The organism is Melioribacter sulfuriphilus (genome assembly GCF_052656625.1).
Genome location: NZ_JBQXXK010000003.1, coordinates 389,403 through 411,790, shown reverse-complemented (window position 1 = coordinate 411,790; position 22,388 = coordinate 389,403). Strand labels below are relative to the sequence as shown.

At 36.4% G+C, this 22,388-nt stretch carries 15 protein-coding genes; 13 read left to right on the top strand and 2 right to left on the bottom strand.

What is annotated here, in order from left to right:
• Positions 1 to 105 precede the first annotated feature (105 nt).
• From ACUN8G_RS05565 to ACUN8G_RS05510, 12 genes are all read left to right on the top strand, one after another.
• Positions 106 to 1,176, top strand: coding sequence for a dipeptide epimerase (locus tag ACUN8G_RS05565; RefSeq protein WP_437346139.1), 1,071 nt, complete (start codon positions 106 to 108; stop codon positions 1,174 to 1,176).
• 25 nt (positions 1,177 to 1,201) lie between these two features.
• The gene (locus tag ACUN8G_RS05560) at positions 1,202 to 1,819 is read left to right on the top strand and encodes a sterol desaturase family protein (RefSeq protein ID WP_437346138.1); all 618 of its coding nucleotides are present in this window, start codon (positions 1,202 to 1,204) and stop codon (positions 1,817 to 1,819) included.
• A 56-nt stretch (positions 1,820 to 1,875) separates the two neighbouring features.
• On the top strand, positions 1,876 to 3,525 hold the full coding sequence (locus ACUN8G_RS05555; RefSeq protein ID WP_437346137.1) for a glycoside hydrolase family 9 protein: 1,650 nt from the start codon (positions 1,876 to 1,878) through the stop codon (positions 3,523 to 3,525).
• Positions 3,526 to 3,660: 135 nt separating this feature from the next.
• The gene (locus ACUN8G_RS05550; protein ID WP_437346136.1) at positions 3,661 to 4,932 is read left to right on the top strand and encodes an RAD55 family ATPase; all 1,272 of its coding nucleotides are present in this window, start codon (positions 3,661 to 3,663) and stop codon (positions 4,930 to 4,932) included.
• Positions 4,929 to 8,087: a tetratricopeptide repeat protein gene (locus ACUN8G_RS05545; RefSeq protein ID WP_437346135.1), complete on the top strand. Its 3,159-nt coding sequence runs from the start codon at positions 4,929 to 4,931 to the stop codon at positions 8,085 to 8,087. Before ACUN8G_RS05550 ends, ACUN8G_RS05545 begins: the two co-directional genes overlap by 4 nt.
• A gap of 13 nt (positions 8,088 to 8,100) precedes the next feature.
• Positions 8,101 to 9,336 carry an SGNH/GDSL hydrolase family protein gene (locus ACUN8G_RS05540; RefSeq protein WP_437346134.1) on the top strand — a complete coding sequence of 412 codons (1,236 nt, stop codon included), beginning with the start codon at positions 8,101 to 8,103 and terminating at the stop codon, positions 9,334 to 9,336.
• A gap of 239 nt (positions 9,337 to 9,575) precedes the next feature.
• Entirely contained in the window at positions 9,576 to 10,967 is a 1,392-nt protein-coding gene (locus tag ACUN8G_RS05535) for a glycosyltransferase family 2 protein (RefSeq protein WP_437346133.1), read from the top strand.
• Between the two features lie 23 nt (positions 10,968 to 10,990).
• Entirely contained in the window at positions 10,991 to 11,425 is a 435-nt protein-coding gene (locus ACUN8G_RS05530) for a hypothetical protein (protein ID WP_437346132.1), read from the top strand.
• Positions 11,416 to 13,320 carry a hypothetical protein gene (locus ACUN8G_RS05525; RefSeq protein WP_437346131.1) on the top strand — a complete coding sequence of 635 codons (1,905 nt, stop codon included), beginning with the start codon at positions 11,416 to 11,418 and terminating at the stop codon, positions 13,318 to 13,320. Before ACUN8G_RS05530 ends, ACUN8G_RS05525 begins: the two co-directional genes overlap by 10 nt.
• On the top strand, positions 13,317 to 14,555 hold the full coding sequence (locus ACUN8G_RS05520; RefSeq protein ID WP_437346130.1) for a fibronectin type III domain-containing protein: 1,239 nt from the start codon (positions 13,317 to 13,319) through the stop codon (positions 14,553 to 14,555). The genes ACUN8G_RS05525 and ACUN8G_RS05520 overlap by 4 nt, the downstream gene beginning before the upstream one ends.
• A 15-nt stretch (positions 14,556 to 14,570) precedes the next feature.
• Positions 14,571 to 17,591 carry a PAS domain S-box protein gene (locus ACUN8G_RS05515; RefSeq protein WP_437346129.1) on the top strand — a complete coding sequence of 1,007 codons (3,021 nt, stop codon included), beginning with the start codon at positions 14,571 to 14,573 and terminating at the stop codon, positions 17,589 to 17,591.
• Positions 17,592 to 17,622: 31 nt separating this feature from the next.
• Positions 17,623 to 18,129: a methylated-DNA--[protein]-cysteine S-methyltransferase gene (locus ACUN8G_RS05510; protein ID WP_437346128.1), complete on the top strand. Its 507-nt coding sequence runs from the start codon at positions 17,623 to 17,625 to the stop codon at positions 18,127 to 18,129.
• Here the strand turns inward: ACUN8G_RS05510 and ACUN8G_RS05505 are convergent, their stop codons facing one another.
• On the bottom strand, positions 18,130 to 19,434 hold the full coding sequence (locus ACUN8G_RS05505; protein WP_437346127.1) for an MFS transporter: 1,305 nt from the start codon (positions 19,432 to 19,434) through the stop codon (positions 18,130 to 18,132).
• 289 nt (positions 19,435 to 19,723) lie between these two features.
• Between ACUN8G_RS05505 and ACUN8G_RS05500 the strand changes: the two genes are divergently transcribed.
• Entirely contained in the window at positions 19,724 to 20,884 is a 1,161-nt protein-coding gene (locus ACUN8G_RS05500; RefSeq protein ID WP_437346126.1) for a DegT/DnrJ/EryC1/StrS family aminotransferase, read from the top strand.
• Positions 20,885 to 20,986: 102 nt separating this feature from the next.
• Here the strand turns inward: ACUN8G_RS05500 and glmM are convergent, their stop codons facing one another.
• On the bottom strand, positions 20,987 to 22,327 hold the full coding sequence (gene glmM, locus ACUN8G_RS05495; RefSeq protein ID WP_437346125.1) for a phosphoglucosamine mutase: 1,341 nt from the start codon (positions 22,325 to 22,327) through the stop codon (positions 20,987 to 20,989).
• Positions 22,328 to 22,388: the final 61 nt, after the last annotated feature.

Genomic DNA, 22,388 nt, shown 5'->3' with positions numbered 1-22,388 from the left:
CGCTCTACGCATGCCATCAAACCTATTTCGGTTAGCATAGATCAAATAAAATTAAAAACGAAGGTTGCACTTTTGTGTGACCTTCGTTTCTGCTATTTTTCCTTTATGAAAATTACCACAAAAAAATTTACACTGTCTCTTAAAGACCAATTTAATATTTCTTACTATTCAAGAAATACAACGCCAGCTGTTCTCGTAAAAGTGGAGGACAATGACAATATTGTCGGCTACGGCGAAGCAAGCTTACCCCAGTATATGAAGGAAAACCAGGAAAGTGTTATTAATTTTATAAAAGGACTCGAAATTTCTGAAATATCGGAATTCAATCAATTGATTGATTATCTCAATTCACTCAATGAAAAAGCCAATTTTAATAGAACTGCTCTGGCCTCAGTCGATATTGCATTGCACGACTATCTCGGGAAAAAACTTAATAAACCTGTAAGAGAATTTTATAACCTCCTCGATAAGAAAGAAATAAAAACTTCATATACAATTGGGCTCGATAGTCCAGAAATGATTGAACGAAAAATCAAAGATGCCGTCGGCTTCGACATTTATAAAATAAAACTCGGGAAAAAACATAACCACAATAAAGAAATTATTCGCATTATAAGACAGGCAACAGATAAACCCCTCTATGTAGATTTAAATCAAGCGTGGGGAGGTATCAAAGACGATTCATCTGAGAACGGTAAGCTGGGTATTGGCTTTTTTAATGATTTCCTGGCATGGCTTGAGGAAAACAACGTAATTCTCGTTGAACAACCAGTACCAGCAGGTGAAGATGAAGTAATCGAGTCATTGAAAGGTAATTCGTCCTTGCCGATTATAGCGGACGAATCGATAAGAAACCTTGAGGATATCGAAAGAGTCGGAGCGTTTTACGATGGATTCAATTTTAAACTGATGAAGTGCGGTGGAATTAATTATACTTTCAAGCTAATCGAAGCGGCAAGATTAATGAATAAAAAAGTGATGCTTGGCTGTATGACAGAAACTTCGTGTGGTATTTCCGCTGCATTACAACTGGCTCAACTTGCAGATTATATCGATCTGGATGGTAACCTTTTGATTAATAACGATCCGTTTGAAGGACACGAATTTTCAAATGGTAAATTTTTATTGAATAATTTTCCGGGATTGGGAATCTCTCCGCTTAAGAATTTGTTTTGATAATGTTATTAAAAAGGAGGGTATTATGCCAAAGAATTACATTTCCAATAAAGACGAAACAGTCCGCATGTTCAAAAATGATTTTTTAGAATCGTTATCCAGAGTGCACTGGAGCGTGCCATTGATAATATATGTGCCGGTAGTTGCTTATCTGTTTTCGCTATCGTTTCGATTTTTCAATATCTGGGAAATTATTTTTTATTTTCTTGCAGGAATAATTGTGTGGACATTTACCGAATATGTGCTACACCGATTTGTATTTCATTATGAACCGAAAAGTGAGACGGGCAAACGCCTTCATTTCATAATGCACGGTGTGCATCACGACTATCCGAGCGACTCGAAACGGCTCGTAATGCCACCTTCGGTTAGCATCCCACTGGCCATCTTCTTTTATATTTTTTATCTCTATTTGCTGGGCAATAAAGTTGTCAGTCCTTTTTATGCAGGATTTCTAACGGGCTATTTAATCTACGATATGACTCATTATGCTGTCCATCATATGAGGATAAAGAACAAATTCTGGCTCGAGATTAAAAAGCATCATATGCGTCATCATTACAAAGACGCTACCAGAGGTTTTGGAGTAAGTCAGAAAACCTGGGATGTTATCTTCAATACTGACTTCAACGAAGTTCAATAAATAATAGTTATTTAATTGCTAAATTTGATAAGCGAATAAAGAACGACTTTCTTACAATGAAAAAAATTTATTTAGTACTATTGATATTTTTATTTGCCGCACACAACTGCGGCAGTGGTGTAAATTCGCAAGGGGATTTCGTAATTAGATTGAATCAGCTTGGATATTTGCCTGAGGATATTAAATCTGGCATTATACTTTCAACAGTGCCTTTGGAAAATGTGAAACTCGAAATCATTGATTTGAAGAACGCTCATAAAAAATTTTATCCTAAGTATTACAATACTGGTTTTAAACACGGCAGATACAACTACACTTATAAATTTGATTTTTCCTCTTTAAAAGAAAGCGGTAAATATATCGTGAGTGCAGGTGAAATAACCTCGTATACTTTTGAAATTGGGGATAACGTATACAGAAAATTAACTGAATCGCTGCTTGATTTTTTTAAAGTTCAGCGCTGCGGCTATACCGACCCTTTGTTGCACGAAGTTTGTCACATCGCAGATGCCACAGCAATTTATGACGGTAAAGATACATTCGAAACTAAAATTGACTTAACAGGTGGCTGGCACGATGCAGGCGACTATATAAAATTTCTGAACACCACCGCATATTCTACCTATTTACTTTTGTTTGCATACGAATTTGCACCCGATAAGTTCGGATTCGACAGAAATAATAACAACGTAGCGGACATTCTCGAAGAGGCAAAAGTGGGATTGGATTGGTTGTTGAGGTGTCGTTATGGAAACAAATTGATAACACAGGTTCAAGATTTACGTGACCACGATGTTGGCTGGCGAATGCCCGAAGACGACCCGCTGACATACGATAGACCTGCGTTTGTGGGCATTGGAAAAAATTTAATTGGAATCTACTCGGCTACTTTGGCACTTGCATCTCGTATCTGGCGAAATAAATTGAACTATCCGAATTTTGCGGATACATGCTTAATTACAGCCACGAAATATTATAAGCTCAAAGACTCCGTTCCCGATATCGACAGTTCTGGTAGCGGTGCCTACATCGATAAAAATTATGAGGGCAAATTATCTCTGGCAGCTGTGGAACTTTATCTATCCACGCGTAATGTTTCTTATTTAACTGAAGCAATTTCATTTGCCGATTCTGCAGGCAGCGACTACTGGTGGAGCTGGGGCAATATAAATGCCTTCGCACATTACAGACTTGCTCATTTCCAATCTCGTTTTGTCGATTATCTTAAAAACAGTCTCAATTCTTTCAGAGACTTCAGCCGAACAAGCTTGTTCGAACTCGGTATTCCTTTAAGCTGGGGAACTAATCATACTTTACTGGGTATTGCGCTAATTGATATTCTTTACCGGAAACTAACAGGCGATAGGCAATACGATACTTTGATGGCTGCTCAAAAAGATTTTATTCTTGGTAAAAATCCGTGGGGAATATCATTTGTTTACGGGTTTGGTTCAAAGTTTACTACCAATTTCCATCATCAAATTTCGTATTTTAAAGGTAAACTTCCTGGCGGATTTGCTGCAGGCCCTGTTGAAAAAAAAATTGTAGATGATTTCAAAATACCTTATAATGGCAACGATAAATTAGCTGAGCATCAAAGCGGCGAATTTTACTACCGAGATGAAAAAGAGGATTACATTACAAACGAACCAACAATCAGTTCAAATGCAGTAGCGATTTTTGTTTACGGTAATTTGAGCAAATAACTCTGTCTTATTCTGAGACGATGTTGATATAATGAAACTCTGTTAGATTAACAAAACTGCGAAAAAAGCAGAAAAATAAATTTTTTTCTGGCATTTTTATTGATTAATATAATTAGTTATTAAAACGAGTTAATCATGATTAATTCAGTAAGAATGATACCATCTGGATTTGAGTTTATCGATAAAAACTGGGGTGGGGTCTACAGAGGTGGCAGCTATTTACTTGTAGGGCCTCGGAAGTCTGGAAGAACTCTTTTAGGTTTACAATTTGCGCTTGAAGCTGCCAGAGCCTCAGAAGTGTGTCTCTATTTTACACTGATGCGTCCCAAAGACTTGATGATACAGGCTGCCTCGCTCAATTTTGATATTCAGTCGTATATGAACCAGAATTTAATTATTGTTATACGCGTGGCTCCACCAAATGAAGTCTACGGTATGTACAATCCAGATGATTATCTGGTCGAATACTTTAAAGATATTCTTACTGTGGTAAATCAATACAATCCTACAAGAATCATATTTGACGAATTGACACCGTTTGTAGGGTTCAAAAATCTCGACTACTTGAGAAATACATTTTTAAATACTGTAGAAACAATTGAAGAGAGGGACATTACAAGTCTTTTTATAATAAGCGAACCTGCCACTCCAAAAGCCCATGCGATAGTTGAAGGACTATCTCAGTTTGTTACTGGAATAATTCGTTTGTCCAAACCGAACGATCGTATTTCTCGTTTTCAGGGCGGAAGAGTAACAATAACGCCGAACGTCGGGCATACCGAAGGTGAATTTACCGCTGAATACAAAATCCGTCCCAATAAAGGAGTTTCAACTGAATTCCTTGAAGATACATTCTCAACGGAAGAATACGAATCTATTTACCCGACAAAAGAAAATCACTTCCAGGGATTTACTACAAAACAGACACGTTTCGATATTCCTCCAGAACCTTACGCCTTTTCAAATATCTATAATTACAACGACTTTTTATTGATACTCAACAATCAGATTGCACTCTACAAAAGCACGGGACAAATCTTTTACATCATCTCTTTCAAACTCGATCCAGTAGCACAGGTAAAGGGCCTGCTGTCGGTCAACCAGTTGCAGAATTCGATAAGGATATCAACAAGCAAAAAAGACAAGATTTGTGTAATCGAAAACAAGGTGATCGTATTGCTGGTAAAGGGGAGTCTGAAAGGCGTGGTCGATTTAATTTCGAATGTACAAAATAATTTACCGAGCAAGGATCCCGCATACCTGAAAGCAGTGATGGAGTATATTTCAATTTTCAATACGGCAATCGACGAACGCTTTGATAACGCTGAATCGTTAATGGAATATGTATTGTCGGCGGAAACATCTGCAACGAATGCTTATCAGCCTTTAAATAAATTTTTAGGATGATGATTGTCCGGTTAAAAATAATTCTTCTTCTGATTTTATTCACATCCAATTTATTTTCTCAAACTCAGTCAGAAGCCATCAAAAAACAGGCTCAAAACTTAATGAACGAAGGTCGATATGCAGAAGCTGTCGACCAGTTGAATAAGTTTATCTCGTTTAATCCTCAGTTAGCCGAAGGTTATCATCTACGAGGTCTCTGTTATGAGCAGATGATTCAATATCAGTATGCTGTCCTCGATTTAAGACGTGCACTGCGACTTGACCCTGCAAATCTGGTGATTTCAAAAGATTTAAACCGTGTAATTTCTTACTGGCATCAGCAGCTCTATCAAAAAATCGAAGGGCATAAACGCGATATTGCTATAAATCCGGATTATCCTTTTTATTACCTGGAAATCGGTAAATCGTATAGATGGTTGGAAGAATGGCAAAACGCGGAATATTGGTACGACGAGTATCTTAAAAGAGATGACAATGCTTCACCCGACGAAATAATTCGCTATACTGAAATTTTAGCCAAGACCGGTTCGATTAGCAAGGGGGAAAAAATATTAAAAAAATATGTTGAACGTTATCCCGACGACTGGCGCTTGTGGAGTAGATATGGCTATTTTACTCTATGGTTAGGTAAGTATAAAATTGCAGAGGATGCCTTTAAACGTGCTCTCGAGATAAAACCATATTTTAAAGAAGCTCAAGATGGACTGGACCTTGCTCAGAACAAAGCTTATCTTCGCTTGAATCAACCCCGCTCGTTCGAAAGAGTTTATCCAATCGACCGTTATTATTCGATTATCAATAGATATCCAGAAAACGATAGCATCCGATTCCTCTTAGCTCAGGATCTCATAAAAGCCAATCGGTATGAAGAAGCTTATCAGCAACTTACATTGCTCCAGAATAAATATTATGACAACGAAAAATTTCAAAAACTTTATAACCTCGTAACAAACTACAGAGATAGTACGAATAATAGCAATATTGCTTACTTTACCGAAATATTGAAAAATAACCCTGGTGATAAGAATGCGGCTTTAAAACTTGCAGAAGCTTATGCGAATTTAATTAAGTACGACGATGCTATTGAAGTTCTCTCAGAATATCTTTCCGATAAGCCTGAAGATGCCGAACTCGATGTGCGATTCGCTTACGCTCGTTATTGTGCCTGGAATTACGAATGGGAAAGAGCCATTGCACAACTCGATAAATTGATTGAATTTGACCCTGACAACACGGATTACAAAGTGCTCAGAGCTCAAATTGCAGTTTGGACTGTACTGGATCTCGATCTGGCTGAAAAATATTTACTCGAAATTATTGAAAAAAAACCTCAAGAATTGCAGGCATATTTATCGTTAGTTTCTCTTTATTCATGGAAAAAGAATTTTGAAGAAGCAAAAAAATATCTTGAGATTGCTAAACAACTTGCTCCAAATTCCCAGCTGGTTGCAAGTGTCGAAAGTACCTATGAGCTCCACTTGTCAGCTTATGAGGAATTAAAAGCGCTTGAAATTCGAGGCGAAGCACAAATCCTCTATTCAGAAGGCAAATGCGAAGAAGCTCGCACTAAATACGAGGAATATTTTAAAAAGAAAGAAGAACCAACACGTGAAGAATATGCAGAATACGCTGGTATTCTCGCTTGTGGCGGTGATAAAAAGGAAGCTTTAACAATTTACGACAGATTACTTAATGAAAAATTCGACCCGAATGATAAATTGGATTTCAGAATATGCGTAGAGAGAATCAAAATTTATCATGAATTAGGGGATAAATCAGCAATTCAACAAGAAATTGAAAAAATTGCCACCATCGAAATTCCCGACACACAAATTCTTTTACTAAAAGCCGACGCTTTTGCCGCTGCTGGTTATTTTCAAAAATCCGATTCAATTTACAGCGAAATCCAGTCACAAACCGACGACCCTGCTACTAAAAAGGAAATTGATCAAAAGTATATATTGATGGCTGGCTACATGACTAAATTGGGACAACTCGACGAAGCTGAAGATGTTATAGAAGAACTTGAAAGCAGAATAGATGATAATGATTTGTTGAAGCAGGTCAGATATCAAAAAATGTTTTTAGGCGATGCTTATGCTGAGCGAAATGAATGGGGTGCTGCAGAAGATATTTATGAAGAGCTGGTGGAAGAATTTGACGATTCTTCAAATATTAGTCTTGTTAAACAAAGATTAAGCTGGATTCCACCTTATGGAATTGAAAAAGGATTTATTTCAGTTCGTAATTTTGTAAGTCGTCTGTTCCCTACGAATATAAATATTACTCCCTATACGACAATGTACATCGACAATTTTGACCTCGATTATTTCAACTATGGTACAAGAGTCGAGGGAGGGTTTCTTGGATTTTTCGGATTGGGGGCACAATGGCAACGCGCTGAATTCAAAAGCGATTCGAAAGCAAAACACCTGACAGGTTTGAAATTGGTTGCCAGCATTTTCCCTCTTAAAAATTTAGTTTTGGCCGGAGGAAAAGGGGCTCTTAATATAAGTAGTGAACCAAGTAGAGATATATGGGATTTTATGATTAGATATGAACTCATAGATACATTTACTACCACTTTTTCATTTGAACGGAACGATGCACGCTTGATTTTACTTTCGCCGCTATTAATTCCATTTAGCCTGAATACCGATATTTACCGATTTAATTCGTCATACAACTACAAACATTCGCTCTATCTTTCATTGTTTTATAATTATCTCGAAGTGTCCGACGGTAATATTGGAAACGATATTCAGATTAGAATTGGTAAACGGTTTTTCACATTTAATACTCTGGTAAGCAATGAAAGAGAAAAAGGCAGTGGTGTGCTCGGCTATGAATATTATTTTGCGGATTATGGTTTCAAAACTCAATTTTATTTTACGCCTCAGAATTATGTATCCCACAGCCTGTGGGCGGATTTTATTCTGGAGAAGAGCGATTATCTTACACTAAAAACGGGCGGGAAAATAGGATATCTGCCATTCCTTGATTTTATTGTTAGTGAACTTTATGCCGACGCTGTTTATAAACCTTTTGAATATTTTTTCATATCTGGTAGAATATCGTATGCTAACAGCTATCGTTACGATACGGGCTATAAAGCATTTTCTGCATATTTGTCACTTTTCTGGAACATTAATTAATGAAAGGAATTATATGAGCCGAGTTACATTAATATTATTATTGATTATATATAATTTTGTTTTCGCATCCGAACCGGTAAAAATTGATTTTATAGCTCCGAAAAATGACGTCCTTTATTTTTCACTCGGTAAGGACGAACCTTTGACCGGAAATCTGGAACAATTGAAATATTTTTTCGAGCAACTCGACCGTTTAAAGAATAAAGACAAAAGTTTGGTCCTCAGGATTGCTCACTTTGGCGATTCGCTGATACAGGGAGATGTAATCTCAGAATATCTCCGCGAATTATTCCAGGAGCGATTCGGAGGTCAGGGTGTAGGTATGATGCAAATTATTGCAAATGATATAAGAATGAGGACGACAACGCGTCATAGTTATTCAAGCGACTGGGATTACGTCTCAGTTATTACCAGAAATCCGGACAATTTACCTATTGGAATAAGCGGTTCGGTTGCTATACCAAATAAAAACAGCTGGGTTCAGTATGAAACAAGTAGAGAATTGAAATCATCTGTTTCGTTCAAATTTGCCCGTTTATTTTATAGCAACGCCGCCGATAATAGTGTAATTGAATATACGATTGATAACAGAGCCCCAGTTAAAATTAATCTAAAGGAAGGGAATGATCTGAAGGAGTTGATTATCGATGTCAAGGGAGAAGCTCATTTACTGAAAATAAAATTTATCGACGGTAAACGACCCTATTTTTACGGAGTTAGTCTTGAAAGCGGTGGTGGCGTTTATCTGGACAATTTTCCTATGCCGGGCAATAGCGGAGTATCGCTAATCGATATTCCAGAAAAAATTCTCCAGGATTTTGCCAGGCTTACAAATTACGGACTGATTATTTTAACCTATGGAGCAAACGTGAACTCGCCCAACAAATCGATTTACCAGTTATATAAAAATAAAATGCTGAAAGTTATTGAACATTTTAGAAAAGCATTTCCCAAAGTTGGATTTATTCTGGTTGGAGTGGGCGATAAAACCATGAAACGGGGCGGACGATTTATTACTAATCCCGACGTGCCATTGCTTTTGAATGCACAAAAGCAAATTGTAAAAGATGGAAATATTGCTTTCTGGAATCTTTGGGAAGCAATGGGCGGCGAAAATTCGATGGAAGATTGGGTCAATTCGAATCCACCTATGGCTCTTAAAGACTATTCACACTTTACAAAGATAGGCGGAAAAAGAGTGGCTGAACTCCTCTTTAATGCAATAATGAAAGCATATTCAGCGAAATAAATTTTTTACTCTTATAACAAGTTATATTAATTTCTTTATACTAAAGAATTAGGTCAATTATGTAACTTATTAGCTTGCAATAGTTTAATTAAAAGACTATATTCTTTATGTCTATTTTTGAGCCATTTTATCTAATTGTAAGGGAAATTAATATTTAGCTGTTTGATTAACGTTCATAATGACTAAAAAAATAATGGCATTTTTATTGAATAATATTTAATGAGTATAGTCTAAATTTGATGAGACAGGAAAAGTCAAAATATAAAATCGTCCTGGATAACAGGGAAATTAAGCCGCCAAAGCGGAATGTGGCGCGTGAAAAAATTCGAACAATCATTATATCGGGTCTAATTTCTTTGTTCCTAATTTTAATGATTATATATACAATGCCTTTTACCGTGTTGACCTGGAGCGGTTTATTCGTTTATTCCTCAATTGTTTCGCTTGTTATCTTCTTGTTTATCCTATTGATTCGTTATTTCGGTATCCTCTTTATGTCATATTTTTACCTGACCAAATATACAGTTGAAACCAAACCGGGATATTATCCCTTCGTTTCTATTATCGTTCCCGTTTATAATGAGGGAAAAATTATCAAATCTTCTATTGAGTCGCTGCTTGAACTCGATTATCCTAATTATGAAATTATTATTGTAAACGATGGTTCGACGGACAACACAGCCGAAGTGGCAGAAAGTCTGGTAGGTTATCATAAAGGAAAACGAGCGATGATAAAAGTATCGCTCATTAACAAACCAAACGGTGGGAAGTCGAAGGCCTTAAATGCCGGTATTCAGTATTCTGAAGCTCAATTTGTCCTCTGTATGGATGGCGATTCACAATTGACTACAGACACCTTAAAAATGGCTATGCGCCATTTTGTTGATCCAGCGGTGGGAGCAGTTGCTGGCAACGTAAAAGTGCAAAATCGTAAAAAGATGTTGACTGATCTTCAGGCACTTGAATATCTTGAAGGTTTGAATTTGGCAAGAAGTGCACAAGGTTTTTTGCAGATGGTCAATATAATTCCCGGCCCAATTGGGGTTTTCAGAAAATCAACCCTCAGAGATGCCGGCTTTTATTCGAGTGATACATTTGCAGAAGATGCCGACATTACACTAAAAATTTTAGCTAAAGGCTGGAAAATTGTATATGAGCCCAAAGCAATCGCTTATACCGAAGCCCCTGCTACAATTTATCAGCTTCTCAAACAACGTTATAGATGGACTCGAGGAATTTTACAGGCTATAAGAAAACATAAAAAATATCTTTATAATCCCACTCTGAATTTCAACAATAGTTTTATAATGTGGTCGATGTTTTACGAAGCGCTTATCTGGCCGGCGATGAACATCTTTGTTAATCTCTATTTTATTATTGTTGCTTTGTTTTACGGAATTCATATTACGCTCTTTCTCTGGTGGGTTGGTATCGCTGTACTCGACTTGATGTCGGCTGTCTTTTGTATAGCGGCCGAAAGGGAAGAGTTCAGACTTGTACCTTATGCAATAATTTACCGTGTCTTTTTTATATTACTGATTGACGTTACAAAGGCTATGGCGACAGTGGAAGAATTTATTGGATTTAGTATGACTTGGGGAAAACTCGAAAGAGTGGGTGCATCCAGATAATAAGTAAATATGAGGAAAGGGAAATGGAATTAATACCGATTTTATCTTTGATAGTTTTGGTAGCAACGATTTCAACGTTCATTCTGGCTGTCGGTGCTTACATTCTCTATAAAATTAGAGAGAAAAAAGGTGTATCTGAAAAAGCAGCTCAACCTGCTGCAATACCAGCAGAGTTGATAGCACCAGTTCCAATGGCTTCAGAATCAGCACAATACAGAAGCACTTTTGAACAACAGGCAGGCTACGAACCCATCAGAGAGCAGATGGAACGACCCGAGCTTAGACCAACTTATGTCGGTCCAGCTCCAGCTTCGTACCAGGGTGAGTTCACGAGAGATTCCGAAAGAACTCCAACTGTTGAACGTCATCGAAAAAAATTTATGCGTTATACCTCCGAAGGCTACGAAGAACCATCCGTTCAGCGGAAAAAAACAGAGGATAACCTCAGGTGGCGGTAAAAGAAAATTATAAAGGACTGAGGGTTAATTACTTAATTATTTTTTTAAGCGGATTAGTTCTGCTTTTCACGGCTCTTCTTGTTTTTTTATTAATACTAAAAAATATCTACGGTAATTACGAAATAAAAGAGATTATTCCGACCAAAGAAAATCTCATTAAAGACGAAAAAGCTGGTAAAATAGCAATCCTTTACTCGCAGTATACACAAAATATGCTGCCAGCTGGCAGTACCTGGCTAAAAGACAATATCGATACCTGGGAACGTTTTGTTACAAATTCCGGATATAAATACGACATAATTGACGATAAAAAAATTGAAGGCAACGAACATTTTGGGTACAAAATAATTGTATTACCCGGTTCAAAATCGTTAAGCGACCGACAGATTATAGCTCTTAAAAAATATGTTGAAGAAGGCGGAAGCCTCTTTGTAACAGGTGGACCAGCCACCTTTTCCGACGAGGGTAAATGGCGAGGATGGGATTTTTTTACCGAAGTATTCGGTCTTAAATTCAACAAGGAAATTAAACCCGAAGAAACTTATAAAATCCACACTCTTAGAGGCAATCTGCCTTTAACAGCCGGTATCCCTACAGGATACGCCCTTAAAATTGCTACGTGGGATAGACCGATCTATGCCGAAGTAATTGAACCGAGAACTACACAGGTTAGCTTCTGGTACGACTTCAGAAGGGAAGCAGGCCTGGTGAGAGAAGAAATTCAGAAAAGTGCCGGTATTGCATTTGGCACATACGGCAAAGGTCGTTTTGTCTGGTTCGGTTTCGAAATCAACTCAGTTTTAGGCGTTCAGAAGGATTTTGTCTATTTCGAGAAACTCTTTAATAATTCAATTAACTGGCTAACCTATAATCCTACTGCATTTACAAAAGATTGGCCGGGAGATTATAAAGCAGCGTTAATATTAGTTCCTACGGTCGACGATGCTCTCGAAAACATTAAGACAATCAGCTCGATTACTAACAAACATAATATCGAGCCAACTTTTTTTATAGACCCTTATACTGCATTGAAAAATAGATCGATCATAAAATCGCTCGCAAAAAGTGGGGAGTTCGGTGCAATTGTCGATATTGGATTTTTAGAATATCCCGAAGATACGGTAAATATGCTTTATGATAAGCAAACTCAATTTTCAAATATAACTTTTGCGCAGGATTCAATTGGTAAAATTATTGGTAAACCGATTAAAGCTATAATGCCATTATACGGTTTTTATAACGATTTCACTTTGCAGGCTCTGGCAAATAGAGATATCGGTTTCCTATTGACTGATTCTCTTACTGACAGATCCGTACCCGAAATCAAAATTCGGAATAATAAACAGATCATGGTCATAACTAAAACAGCAAGGGACGACTATGAAATAATTCGTAACTACGGTTTGACGGAAACAAAATTTCAACGATACACTTATGAAGAAGACGTCGACCGCCTGTTATTTGAAGGTGGTCTTTTTGTTTTTAAGGTACATACGAATTATCAACTGCGCCCTCAATACGTTTCCGTAATTAACGATGTTATTCGATACGCCAAGTCAAAAGATTTCTGGATTACATCGCTGGACGAATTAAAGAATTGGTGGCGTAAGAAACAAAGTCTTGAAGTTCGGTATGAATCAAGAAGTAAAAGGAGAGTGGCAGTAGAAATTACGAATCCAACGGAATATGATATTGAAAATGCAGTAATTGAAGTTAATTTGAATAAAAAAGTGAAAAATGTTAAAATTAGTTCAGACATGTTGAATACTAAAATCCCCCGTTATGAAGTTAGTAAAGATAGTCAATCTGTAATTTTTTATATTGACAGGATGAAATCCCACGAAACACGATCGTTGTTAATCGATTTTGATAATATTGATGAAAATAGTGTATGACCAATAAATTATTTAAATATTTGCCTATAGCAATTGTTATAATAATAGTCGGATGTGTTGAACCAATTACCAATTCTCAGACTACATCATCACAACCTACCATCCAAATTTTTTCACCTGTTACTGGGGACTCCGTAATGGTGGGTCAAAATTTAATTAATTATGATGCCTCCGACGGTACAGGTGGCGAAGGTCTCTCGTTTTATGAAATTTATGTCAACAATACTTTTACCGAACGTTTTGAGCAAAATTCAGATGGTACAAATCCCATCCTCTATCTTAATATTGGCGAAGCACTGCTTGGTAAGCGCATTAGCTATTTTGTAAAAGTTTATAATAAAAATGGGAAAGCCAAAGAAAGCGAAGTACAAAGCAATATTTATGTTAAAGATAAAATCCCCGATGCACCATCCAATCTCATAATAAAAAGAACAGGAGATTATACTGTAACTTTGCTGTGGCAGGACAATTCTACAAACGAGGATGGTTTCGAAGTATGGCGTAAAGAGGGTACAGGAACATACAGTTTGATTACAACTCTACCACCCAATACAATTAGCACAATTGACAACGGGGTTTCTCCGTTTACTGATTATTTCTACAAAATAAGAGCTTTTAACGAATCGGGAAAATCTGAGTTTAGCAACGAAGTAAGCACTTCATCTCTTCCGGGCGGAATGTGGAATCTTCAAGCGGAGGCAATTGGAACTCACATGGTTATCTTGAAATGGAACGATTTTGCTGTAAATGAATTGGGCTTTAAGATTGAAAGATATAATTCTTCTACTGGCGCATGGGTATTGATCGATATTACTGGACCAAATGAAACTTACTATGAAGACCATAATGTGGAAGGAAGCAAGGCGTATAAATACAGAGTCGCATATTTTACTTCAACATCTATAAGCGGCTATTCAAATGAAGCTACTGTCTCGACTTTTTACACGGACGTAGAAGCACCATCGAATCTCAATGCCTCTGTATATGGACCCAATACTGTCCGACTTGATTGGATAAACAACGACAAGTTAAGACTATCGGTTTCGTTGATTGTCGAAAGGAGAATTGGAACGGCGGGCGAATTTAATGAATTGATGTCAGCAGATTCTGACACTACTTTTGTTTTCGATACTTCGGTTATGTCGGGTATAACTTATCAATATCGGATACGACAAAAACTGGGCAACAGGATTTATACGGATTATTCAAATATTGCTACTGTTAAGGTTCCATGACAAAGGAATTAAAAAGTGAATTACGAAAATAAACACGGATTGATTGTCGATAAAAACGGCAAAATTATCGCCGTAAGTGATGAAATTAGAAAATTATTCCCAGGACTTATACCCCAGAATAATTTTTTTCAGTACTGGAAAGATCTCCTTTCCGTTGAGAAAGAACACAAATTCAGAATTCTTGAAAAGTTCGAAGAATGCAAAAGTAAAAATGATGTCACTTCTACAGAATTACCAATTACAATTGATGATAATAAACAAATCTATATATTGATTTATACGCCTTTGAGAAGTGAAAATAATATCTACTTTTATATTGATTTCATTCAGCAAGGCGAATCAAAATCAGAAGAAAGAGATACATATAAAATTAAAATTGCACTGAATCAAATTGAGGAGTTAATTGAGGATAGAGAAGTTTTAAGAGAAATTGAACGAGTCAAAAATTCTTATCCTTTCACTTTCATTGAAAAAATAAAATTCCAGAAAGAAATAAATAATCTTAAAAATTTTTTCTGGATCAAGGACAAAGATGACAAAATTGTTGTGGCTAACGAGGCTTATGCTTCGTGGCTCGGAACTACTGCGGCTAAACTCGAAAATAAGAACGAGAGTGATTTCCTGCCCAAGTATCTTTTGAATCTTTATTCACAAATTAATGATTTTATTAAAAGTAGTTCGAATATTATTGTTGTAAGTGGTTTGAAATCAGCAGGCGCATCAAAGAACTTTTCGATTTATCTCGTTCCGATTTCTGATCTCGAAAATCGTGTTATTGCAATGATTGGCTTTTCATATTTCGAATCAGAAAAACAAACGTTCCATTCCTTGACAGCTCATATTCCTCTGCCTGCTTGTGTGATTGATGCTAATCTTGAATTTACTGAGTACAATGAAATATTCGAAAGCTTATTCGAGTTGTATAAGAAAAAATCCAAACCAATTGAACTATTCGGAAATGAGGCAGTAAATAAGATTACTTCATTTCTTAAAGAGGATAAAAGTCGAACAGAAGATCTTTTCGAAGTCGAGGCGCTGGATAAAAAGCTGTATTCTTTCTCAGTATCAAAAGCAGGCAGCAATCTAATTTTAACTGGATATCAAATTGTAAGACCTGCTGAAAAAACTATGCATATCGGGATCGAAGAATATCTTAAAATTATACCAGACGCCGCTTATGTATATGATCTGGAAAATTTGAAATTTCTTGCCGTAACGGATGAAGCTCTCAAACTCTACGGCTACTCTAAAGAAAAATTTCTCGAACTCGACTTGACGGATTTATATGCTCCAGAGGATGTGCAGGCATTAATACAAAGTGAAGATAAATCCCTTCGCGGTAAGCCACTCAAACATAAAAGAAGCGACGGTAAAGATATCTACGTTACAATTAAGAGCACTGAAATTGTATTTCAAGGGAAAAAAGCTCATTTAAATTTAGTAAGGGAAGTATCCTCAGAATTAAAGGCACGCAGAGAGAGCCAGCTTTATAAACACGTTTACGAAAATACAGATGAGCTGGTTGTATTAACCGATAAAGACGGATTTATTATCTCGGTTAATGATGCTGTACCCCGTCAACTCGGTTATTCTAAAAGAGAACTCGAAGGCCGACCGATCATCAGTATTGTCTCGGATGATGATAGAGCGGTAATTAACAAAAATGTACTTCATTCAGAATCGAATAATACAATTAAATTAAATATTTCGCTCAAAAAGTCAGATGGCGAATTGACAAAAGCCGAACTATTTGCAAATCCGATAAAGAATTATGAAGGGGAGATAGAACAAGTAATAGTATTAATCCGGCTACAGCCAGAAGAGAAAACAAATAAATTAGCCGAAGTAACAAATGAAAGTTCGAATATCGATGCAACTTTTCTCTCGAATTTATTCCACGAATTGTTGACGCCATTGAACGTAATAATGGGCTTTACACAGGACTTATGGGAAAACATCGAAAATCCAAATGAAGAACAGAGAGAAGCAGTCGAAATTATAAAAGAGAATCAGAAAACATTACTTCAGATTATGGATAATGCAGTTGAATATGCTGCATATCTGCGTAAAAATATTAAGTACAAAGTTGAGCAAGTTAAATTAGCCAATTTGATGCCAGAAGTTGAGGATATTATTTCAAAGAGTGTTAAGCAACACGACAAATCTGTTAAAGAAGGAAAAATTTCTTCGTCTCTTATATTCGAAACGGACAAGCAGAAATTTGTAAGTCTTCTCAGTATGCTGTTGAATTTTGCAATTACGATAACAAAAGAAAAAGAATTAAAGATTTCTGCTAAGAAAGTAGACGACGAAAATTTCATTATTTTGATCGACGATTTAAAAGAGGGAGCAAGTCCATACCTTTTGAAAGGTTTACAGGATATACTTACTGACGACGAAAACTTCAGTAGGAAGAATTACGGCTTTTCCAGATTCTCGATGAAATTGGCAAAAAAACTGATGGAAATAATTGGAGCACGTTTCAAAATAATTGGTGAGAAAGATAAAAAACAGGTGGGAATAAGTATTCCATTTAAATTTACTCCATTTGAAGGTGGTGAAGTCGAAATCGAAGAAAAACAGAAACCTGAAGAAAAAATTGAAAAAATATCCTATAATACAATTGAAAAGCAAGCACCTAATATCTTGAAAAAGCTTGACTTATCTTCGATGACCTGTTTGTATCTCGAGGATCAGGTAGATTCTCAAATTTTATTCAAGAGCCAGATGAAGGATCTTAAAACAATTGAGGTAGTACCGAGTTTAGAGAGCGCAATCCCTTTATTAAAAACAAGGCGTTTCGATTTCTTGATTGTCGATATTAATTTGCAGGGAGAATATAATGGATTGGACGTGCTCCGAATTGTACGCAAAATGCCCGGCTACAAAGAGATCCCAATCATCGCATCTACGGCTTACATGCAACCAGGAGCACGGGAAAATTTTATAGCTGCAGGATTTACTGACTTTATTTCTAAACCACTGCTCCGTGATAAAGTAATCGAAATTTTGTCAAGAATTTATTCCGCATCTTAATTATATTTTCGTTCGATAATTCGGGAGGTTGATGCCGGGTAAGTATTTGACATATTACGAATCGCCCATCGGTAAATTGAAAATTACTGCAGACGAGAGCGTTATCAAATCGATACATTTTATGCTTGATATCGACGGCGTTGAATTGGAACAGGAAAATCCAAATGAAATACTCGAAAAATGTGTCTATGAGTTGAGTCAATATTTCAATGGTGATTTACAAAACTTCAGTATCCCGACAGAACCTGAAGGAACAGAATTCCAGAAAAGAGTATGGAATGAATTAAAGAATATTCCATACGGAAAAACAATTTCGTACTTAAAATTATCCAGACAATTAGGCAACGAAAGGTCGATTAGAGCTGTTGCCAGAGCAAGTGGAGAAAATAAAATTCCAATAATCATCCCGTGTCATAGAGTTATTGGTTCAGATAAAAGTCTTGCGGGTTATTCAGGCGGAGTTTGGAGAAAGAAATGGCTGCTCGAACACGAAGCAGCCGTTATTAATAACGAAAAGCAACTTAATCTTTTCTATTAATTATCCTTTCGATTTTGTAAATCTATTATAAAATAACATCAGTATTGTTGCCAGCATACCGATTCCACTTATTACAAGAAATATCATCTGAGGATTGTTCGTATCTTTTGTAAATAATTGATAAACCCAACCACCAAATGTACCGCCGAATCCCCAGGCAAGAGCTATTGGCAAAAACGCATAACCCTGGAACAATGCTTCCTGACCTTTTGGAGCCAGGTCGGCAATATATTCATAGAAGCGCGGAGCTTGTGTCTGTTCACCAATCGAAAAGAGAAATATGCCAAATACAATTACTGGAATACTAACTGATACCTCTGTCCCAAAAATATTATATGTATTTCCATTTGTAATAGGCAGCACAAAATACCAGATTAGCCATGTAGCAGTTGCAAATACAAAACCGATTACAATTGCAGTTTGAGTCGAAATTTTTTTTGTGAGACGGTTAACCGGTATTTGAAATAATATTATCGTCCAGGCTCCGGTCGATAAAATCAGTTCTATTGGAGTATCAAGCGAAATAAAGTCCGATATGTAAAATGGAATTATTATAAAAAATTGCCAGAAAAGTACCCAGTAAAGTCCAAAAATCAATAAGAATGTCATAAAACGAAGATTCGTGAGGACTTTGATCAAATTTTTCAAAACGGTTTTTAAATTCTGCGAATTGTAATTTTGTATCGGATTTTTATAAAAAAATTGCGTTACAATAAACATTAAAGCACAACTTATTGCCGAAACCAGGTAAACAAACTCAATTCCGAAATAATCTCTAACCAGATATGCAAGCAGAGGACCGATAGCCGCTCCGATATTAACCAGCCAGTAATAAATTGCATAACCGAGTGATTTCGTCTCTTCGGTTGTCGAAAGTGCTACAGTGCCAAGCACACTCGGCTTTATAAAAGAACCTCCAAGCGCTGTGAATATCAAAATAATTGTAAGAAAGGGGAAAAGAATCGACTGAGGAATTAAGTTAGAAAAGGTTTTCATTCCTGTTGCTCCAATTAGAAAATATCCTGCCGCCAGAACACCGAATGCAAACGAGAAAGCTTTTTTAAATCCTATTTTATCTGCTATTGCTCCTGCGAAAATTGGAAGTAAGTAAATCAAACCGCCAAAAATTGAGGAGAGCTGTCCTGCTTCTACTTCTGTGAATTTAAGATGATCCCGCAAAAAGATACTTAAAATTGTAGCCTGACCATAATATGCCAACCTTTCAAAGAGTTCCATCCCGTTGGCAACCCAGAAAGACGACTTAAAATTTGATTTTAACCTTTCGATCTTTTTCGATAATGTCATTTATGCACCGTAAAATTATTAGCACTTTTAATTTGGTTTACCAGTAATGTTATAGTAATATTTTGTCTCAATGATTTAGGTGCTTAATATAGTAAAAAATTTTATACGTGCATCGATAACTTGAATACAAAAACACTAACCAATAAAACAGTTAAGCAAAGAAAGCGTGAAGTTATTAATGTAGATCATCTGTACAAAAATTTTAAGTGAAGAAAAAAAATCAAATTTTACATTTAGTTATTCAATCTGTATTTGTTTAATTTTCTAAAAATAATTTTGAGGAGTTTTTATGAAAGTACCCCTTTTGGATTTGAAACCTCAGTATCAATCTATCAAAGAAGAGGTCGACAGAGCGATAATGAAAGTAGTCGAGTCGCAATATTTCATATTGGGACCCGAAGTTGAAGCTCTGGAAAAAGAAATTTGTGATTATATTGGTGCAAAGTATGCTGTCGGTGTATCCTCAGGAACAGATGCTCTCTTGCTAAGTTTGATGGCACTTGGAATTAAAGGCGGGGATGAAGTTATTCTTCCAACATATTCATTTTTTGCCACAGCTGGTGTAGTGGCTCGTCTGGAGGCAACTCCTGTTTTTACTGATATTGACCCTATCACGTTTAATATTGATGTTAAAGAGATTGAAAGGAAAATAACATCTCGTACAAAGGCAATTATACCCGTTCATCTTTATGGTCAGAGTGCAGAAATGGATGAAATTATGGAAATTGCTTTTAAGCATAATTTATACGTTATTGAAGATGGAGCCCAGGCAATTGGTGCTCAATATAAAGATGGACGTTATGTGGGTACTATTGGTCATACCGGCTGTTTTTCGTTTTTCCCGAGCAAGAATTTAGGTGGCTTTGGAGATGGCGGAATTGTTACAACAAACGACGAGGAGATTTATCACAAACTTAAAATCATGCGAGTCCATGGTATGGAACCAAAATATTATCATAAGTTTATTGGTGGAAATTTCCGACTCGATGCGCTTCAAGCTGCTGTGTTAAGGGTAAAACTACCACATCTCGATAAATGGTCTGAAAAAAGAAGATTAAACGCACAGCTCTATTATCAATTATTTGAAAAGACCGGTCTACTTGACGAGAAAAATAACTACTTAAATCCCGAAAAAGTAATTCTTCCTGAAGCGGTCTATAAAAATATTGACGGACTTAAAAACTATCATATCTATAATCAATTTGTAATTCGTGTAAAAGACCGCGACGGTTTATTAGAATATCTTAAAAAGAATGACATCGGCTGCGAAATTTATTATCCCGTTCCTTTCCACCGTCAGGAATGTTTTGCGTATTTGAATACTATAGATAGTGACTACCCAGTATCGAATTTAGCTGCCGAAACTTCACTGGCATTGCCAATATATCCAGAATTGAGTGACGAACAAATTGAGTACGTTGTTCAAAAAATAAGCGAATTTTATAAGTGATATTGAAAAAGGTTGTCTGAAAGTAGTTTTTTATGAGAGGCGCAAATTTCACGATTAATCTCAAATTTTTTTTAGAACAGCAGTTTCAGACAACCCTTTGTTTTATAATTCTTTCATGTACTTTTCAATCAACTCGTTTGATTTCGTTTTAGAATCGGATTCAACAATACATCTAATTATTGGCTCAGTATTCGATTTTCTGAAATGAACCCAGTGGTCCTCAAAGTCAATTCTCAGTCCGTCTTCACTGTTTGGTGAATATTTTGAATACTTCAGTGCGAGTTTGGATAAAATTTTGTCGGGGTCCTTTTTGCCGATTTCAATTTTGCGTTTCACAATGAAATATTCTGGCAGAGACTTTTTTAACTCTCCTAAAGTTCCGCCAAATTCCGTCAGATGCTGAAATAAAAGAGCCGTGCCAACTAAAGCGTCGCGTCCAAAATTTACCGAAGGCAATATAACCCCTCCGCTCCCTTCACCTCCAATAATGGCTTTAACCTGTTTCATCTTTTTGACGACATTTGCTTCGCCCACTGGTGACCTGTAAATTTTCGATCTAAAATTCGCGGCTACGTCATCAACAGCGCGAGTAGTAGATAAATTTACGACAACATTACCACGTTTTTTTGATAAAATAAATTTAACTGCCTGAGTAATTGTATTTTCTTCTCCAAAAGGTTTACCCTCTTCTGTGATTAATACAAGCCTATCTACATCCGGATCAACAACAATTCCGAAATCAGCTTTATTCTTTTTGACGAGTTTCATAGTTTTAGTGAGGTTTTCAGGTACAGGTTCAGGCAGTCGTGGAAATATGCCGTTCTTTTCACAATTGGTTTGGATAATTTCGCAGCCGAATTTTTCGAGAAGATACGGCATCGAATAAGCACCTGCACCGTTAACACAGTCAAGTACAACTTTAAATTTTTTCCTGCGAATTTTCTTCAGATCGATGTAAGGCATAGAAAGCACAGCATCGATATGCTCGTAAAGTCCTTTACTGTATTCAGTTACCGTTCCGAGTTTATTCCACTTCGCATAATGTTTTTGAGTCTCTTTCAAAAGTGAAATCATTTTATAGTGTTCTTCTGGGCTCATAAACTCGCCTTTATTATTCAGCAATTTTAATGCGTTCCATTCGTTTGGATTGTGACTTGCTGAAATCTGAATACCGCCTGCTGCTTTTAAATTTCTTACATTGAAAAGTACAGTGGGTGTGGGGCAGATGCCCAGGTCGATTACGTCGTTTCCTTTTGCAATCAATGTCCCGATTACAAGATTTTTTACCATATTTCCTGATATTCGACCGTCACTGCCAACTACAATTTTACCTTTACCGCAAAAATCTGCATATGCAGAAGTGTATTCTACAATCGTGGAAGGGTAAAGACCTTCGCCAATGATTCCTCTTATTCCTGATATGCTAACCATTAAAGTGTCCATATTACCTCTTATTTTTTGAAAAAAAACACAAAAATAATAACAGAAATGAATTATTAATTCG

Coding starts and splice junctions, on each gene's coding strand:
- glmM (WP_437346125.1), bottom strand. CDS start 22,327: ATGGACACTTTAATGGTTAGCATATCAGGAATAAGAGGAATCATTGGC.
- ACUN8G_RS05555 (WP_437346137.1), top strand. CDS start 1,876: ATGAAAAAAATTTATTTAGTACTATTGATATTTTTATTTGCCGCACAC.
- ACUN8G_RS05510 (WP_437346128.1), top strand. CDS start 17,623: ATGCCGGGTAAGTATTTGACATATTACGAATCGCCCATCGGTAAATTG.
- ACUN8G_RS05530 (WP_437346132.1), top strand. CDS start 10,991: ATGGAATTAATACCGATTTTATCTTTGATAGTTTTGGTAGCAACGATT.
- ACUN8G_RS05505 (WP_437346127.1), bottom strand. CDS start 19,434: ATGACATTATCGAAAAAGATCGAAAGGTTAAAATCAAATTTTAAGTCG.
- ACUN8G_RS05520 (WP_437346130.1), top strand. CDS start 13,317: ATGACCAATAAATTATTTAAATATTTGCCTATAGCAATTGTTATAATA.
- ACUN8G_RS05560 (WP_437346138.1), top strand. CDS start 1,202: ATGCCAAAGAATTACATTTCCAATAAAGACGAAACAGTCCGCATGTTC.
- ACUN8G_RS05550 (WP_437346136.1), top strand. CDS start 3,661: ATGATTAATTCAGTAAGAATGATACCATCTGGATTTGAGTTTATCGAT.
- ACUN8G_RS05500 (WP_437346126.1), top strand. CDS start 19,724: ATGAAAGTACCCCTTTTGGATTTGAAACCTCAGTATCAATCTATCAAA.
- ACUN8G_RS05565 (WP_437346139.1), top strand. CDS start 106: ATGAAAATTACCACAAAAAAATTTACACTGTCTCTTAAAGACCAATTT.
- ACUN8G_RS05540 (WP_437346134.1), top strand. CDS start 8,101: ATGAGCCGAGTTACATTAATATTATTATTGATTATATATAATTTTGTT.
- ACUN8G_RS05545 (WP_437346135.1), top strand. CDS start 4,929: ATGATGATTGTCCGGTTAAAAATAATTCTTCTTCTGATTTTATTCACA.
- ACUN8G_RS05535 (WP_437346133.1), top strand. CDS start 9,576: ATGAGACAGGAAAAGTCAAAATATAAAATCGTCCTGGATAACAGGGAA.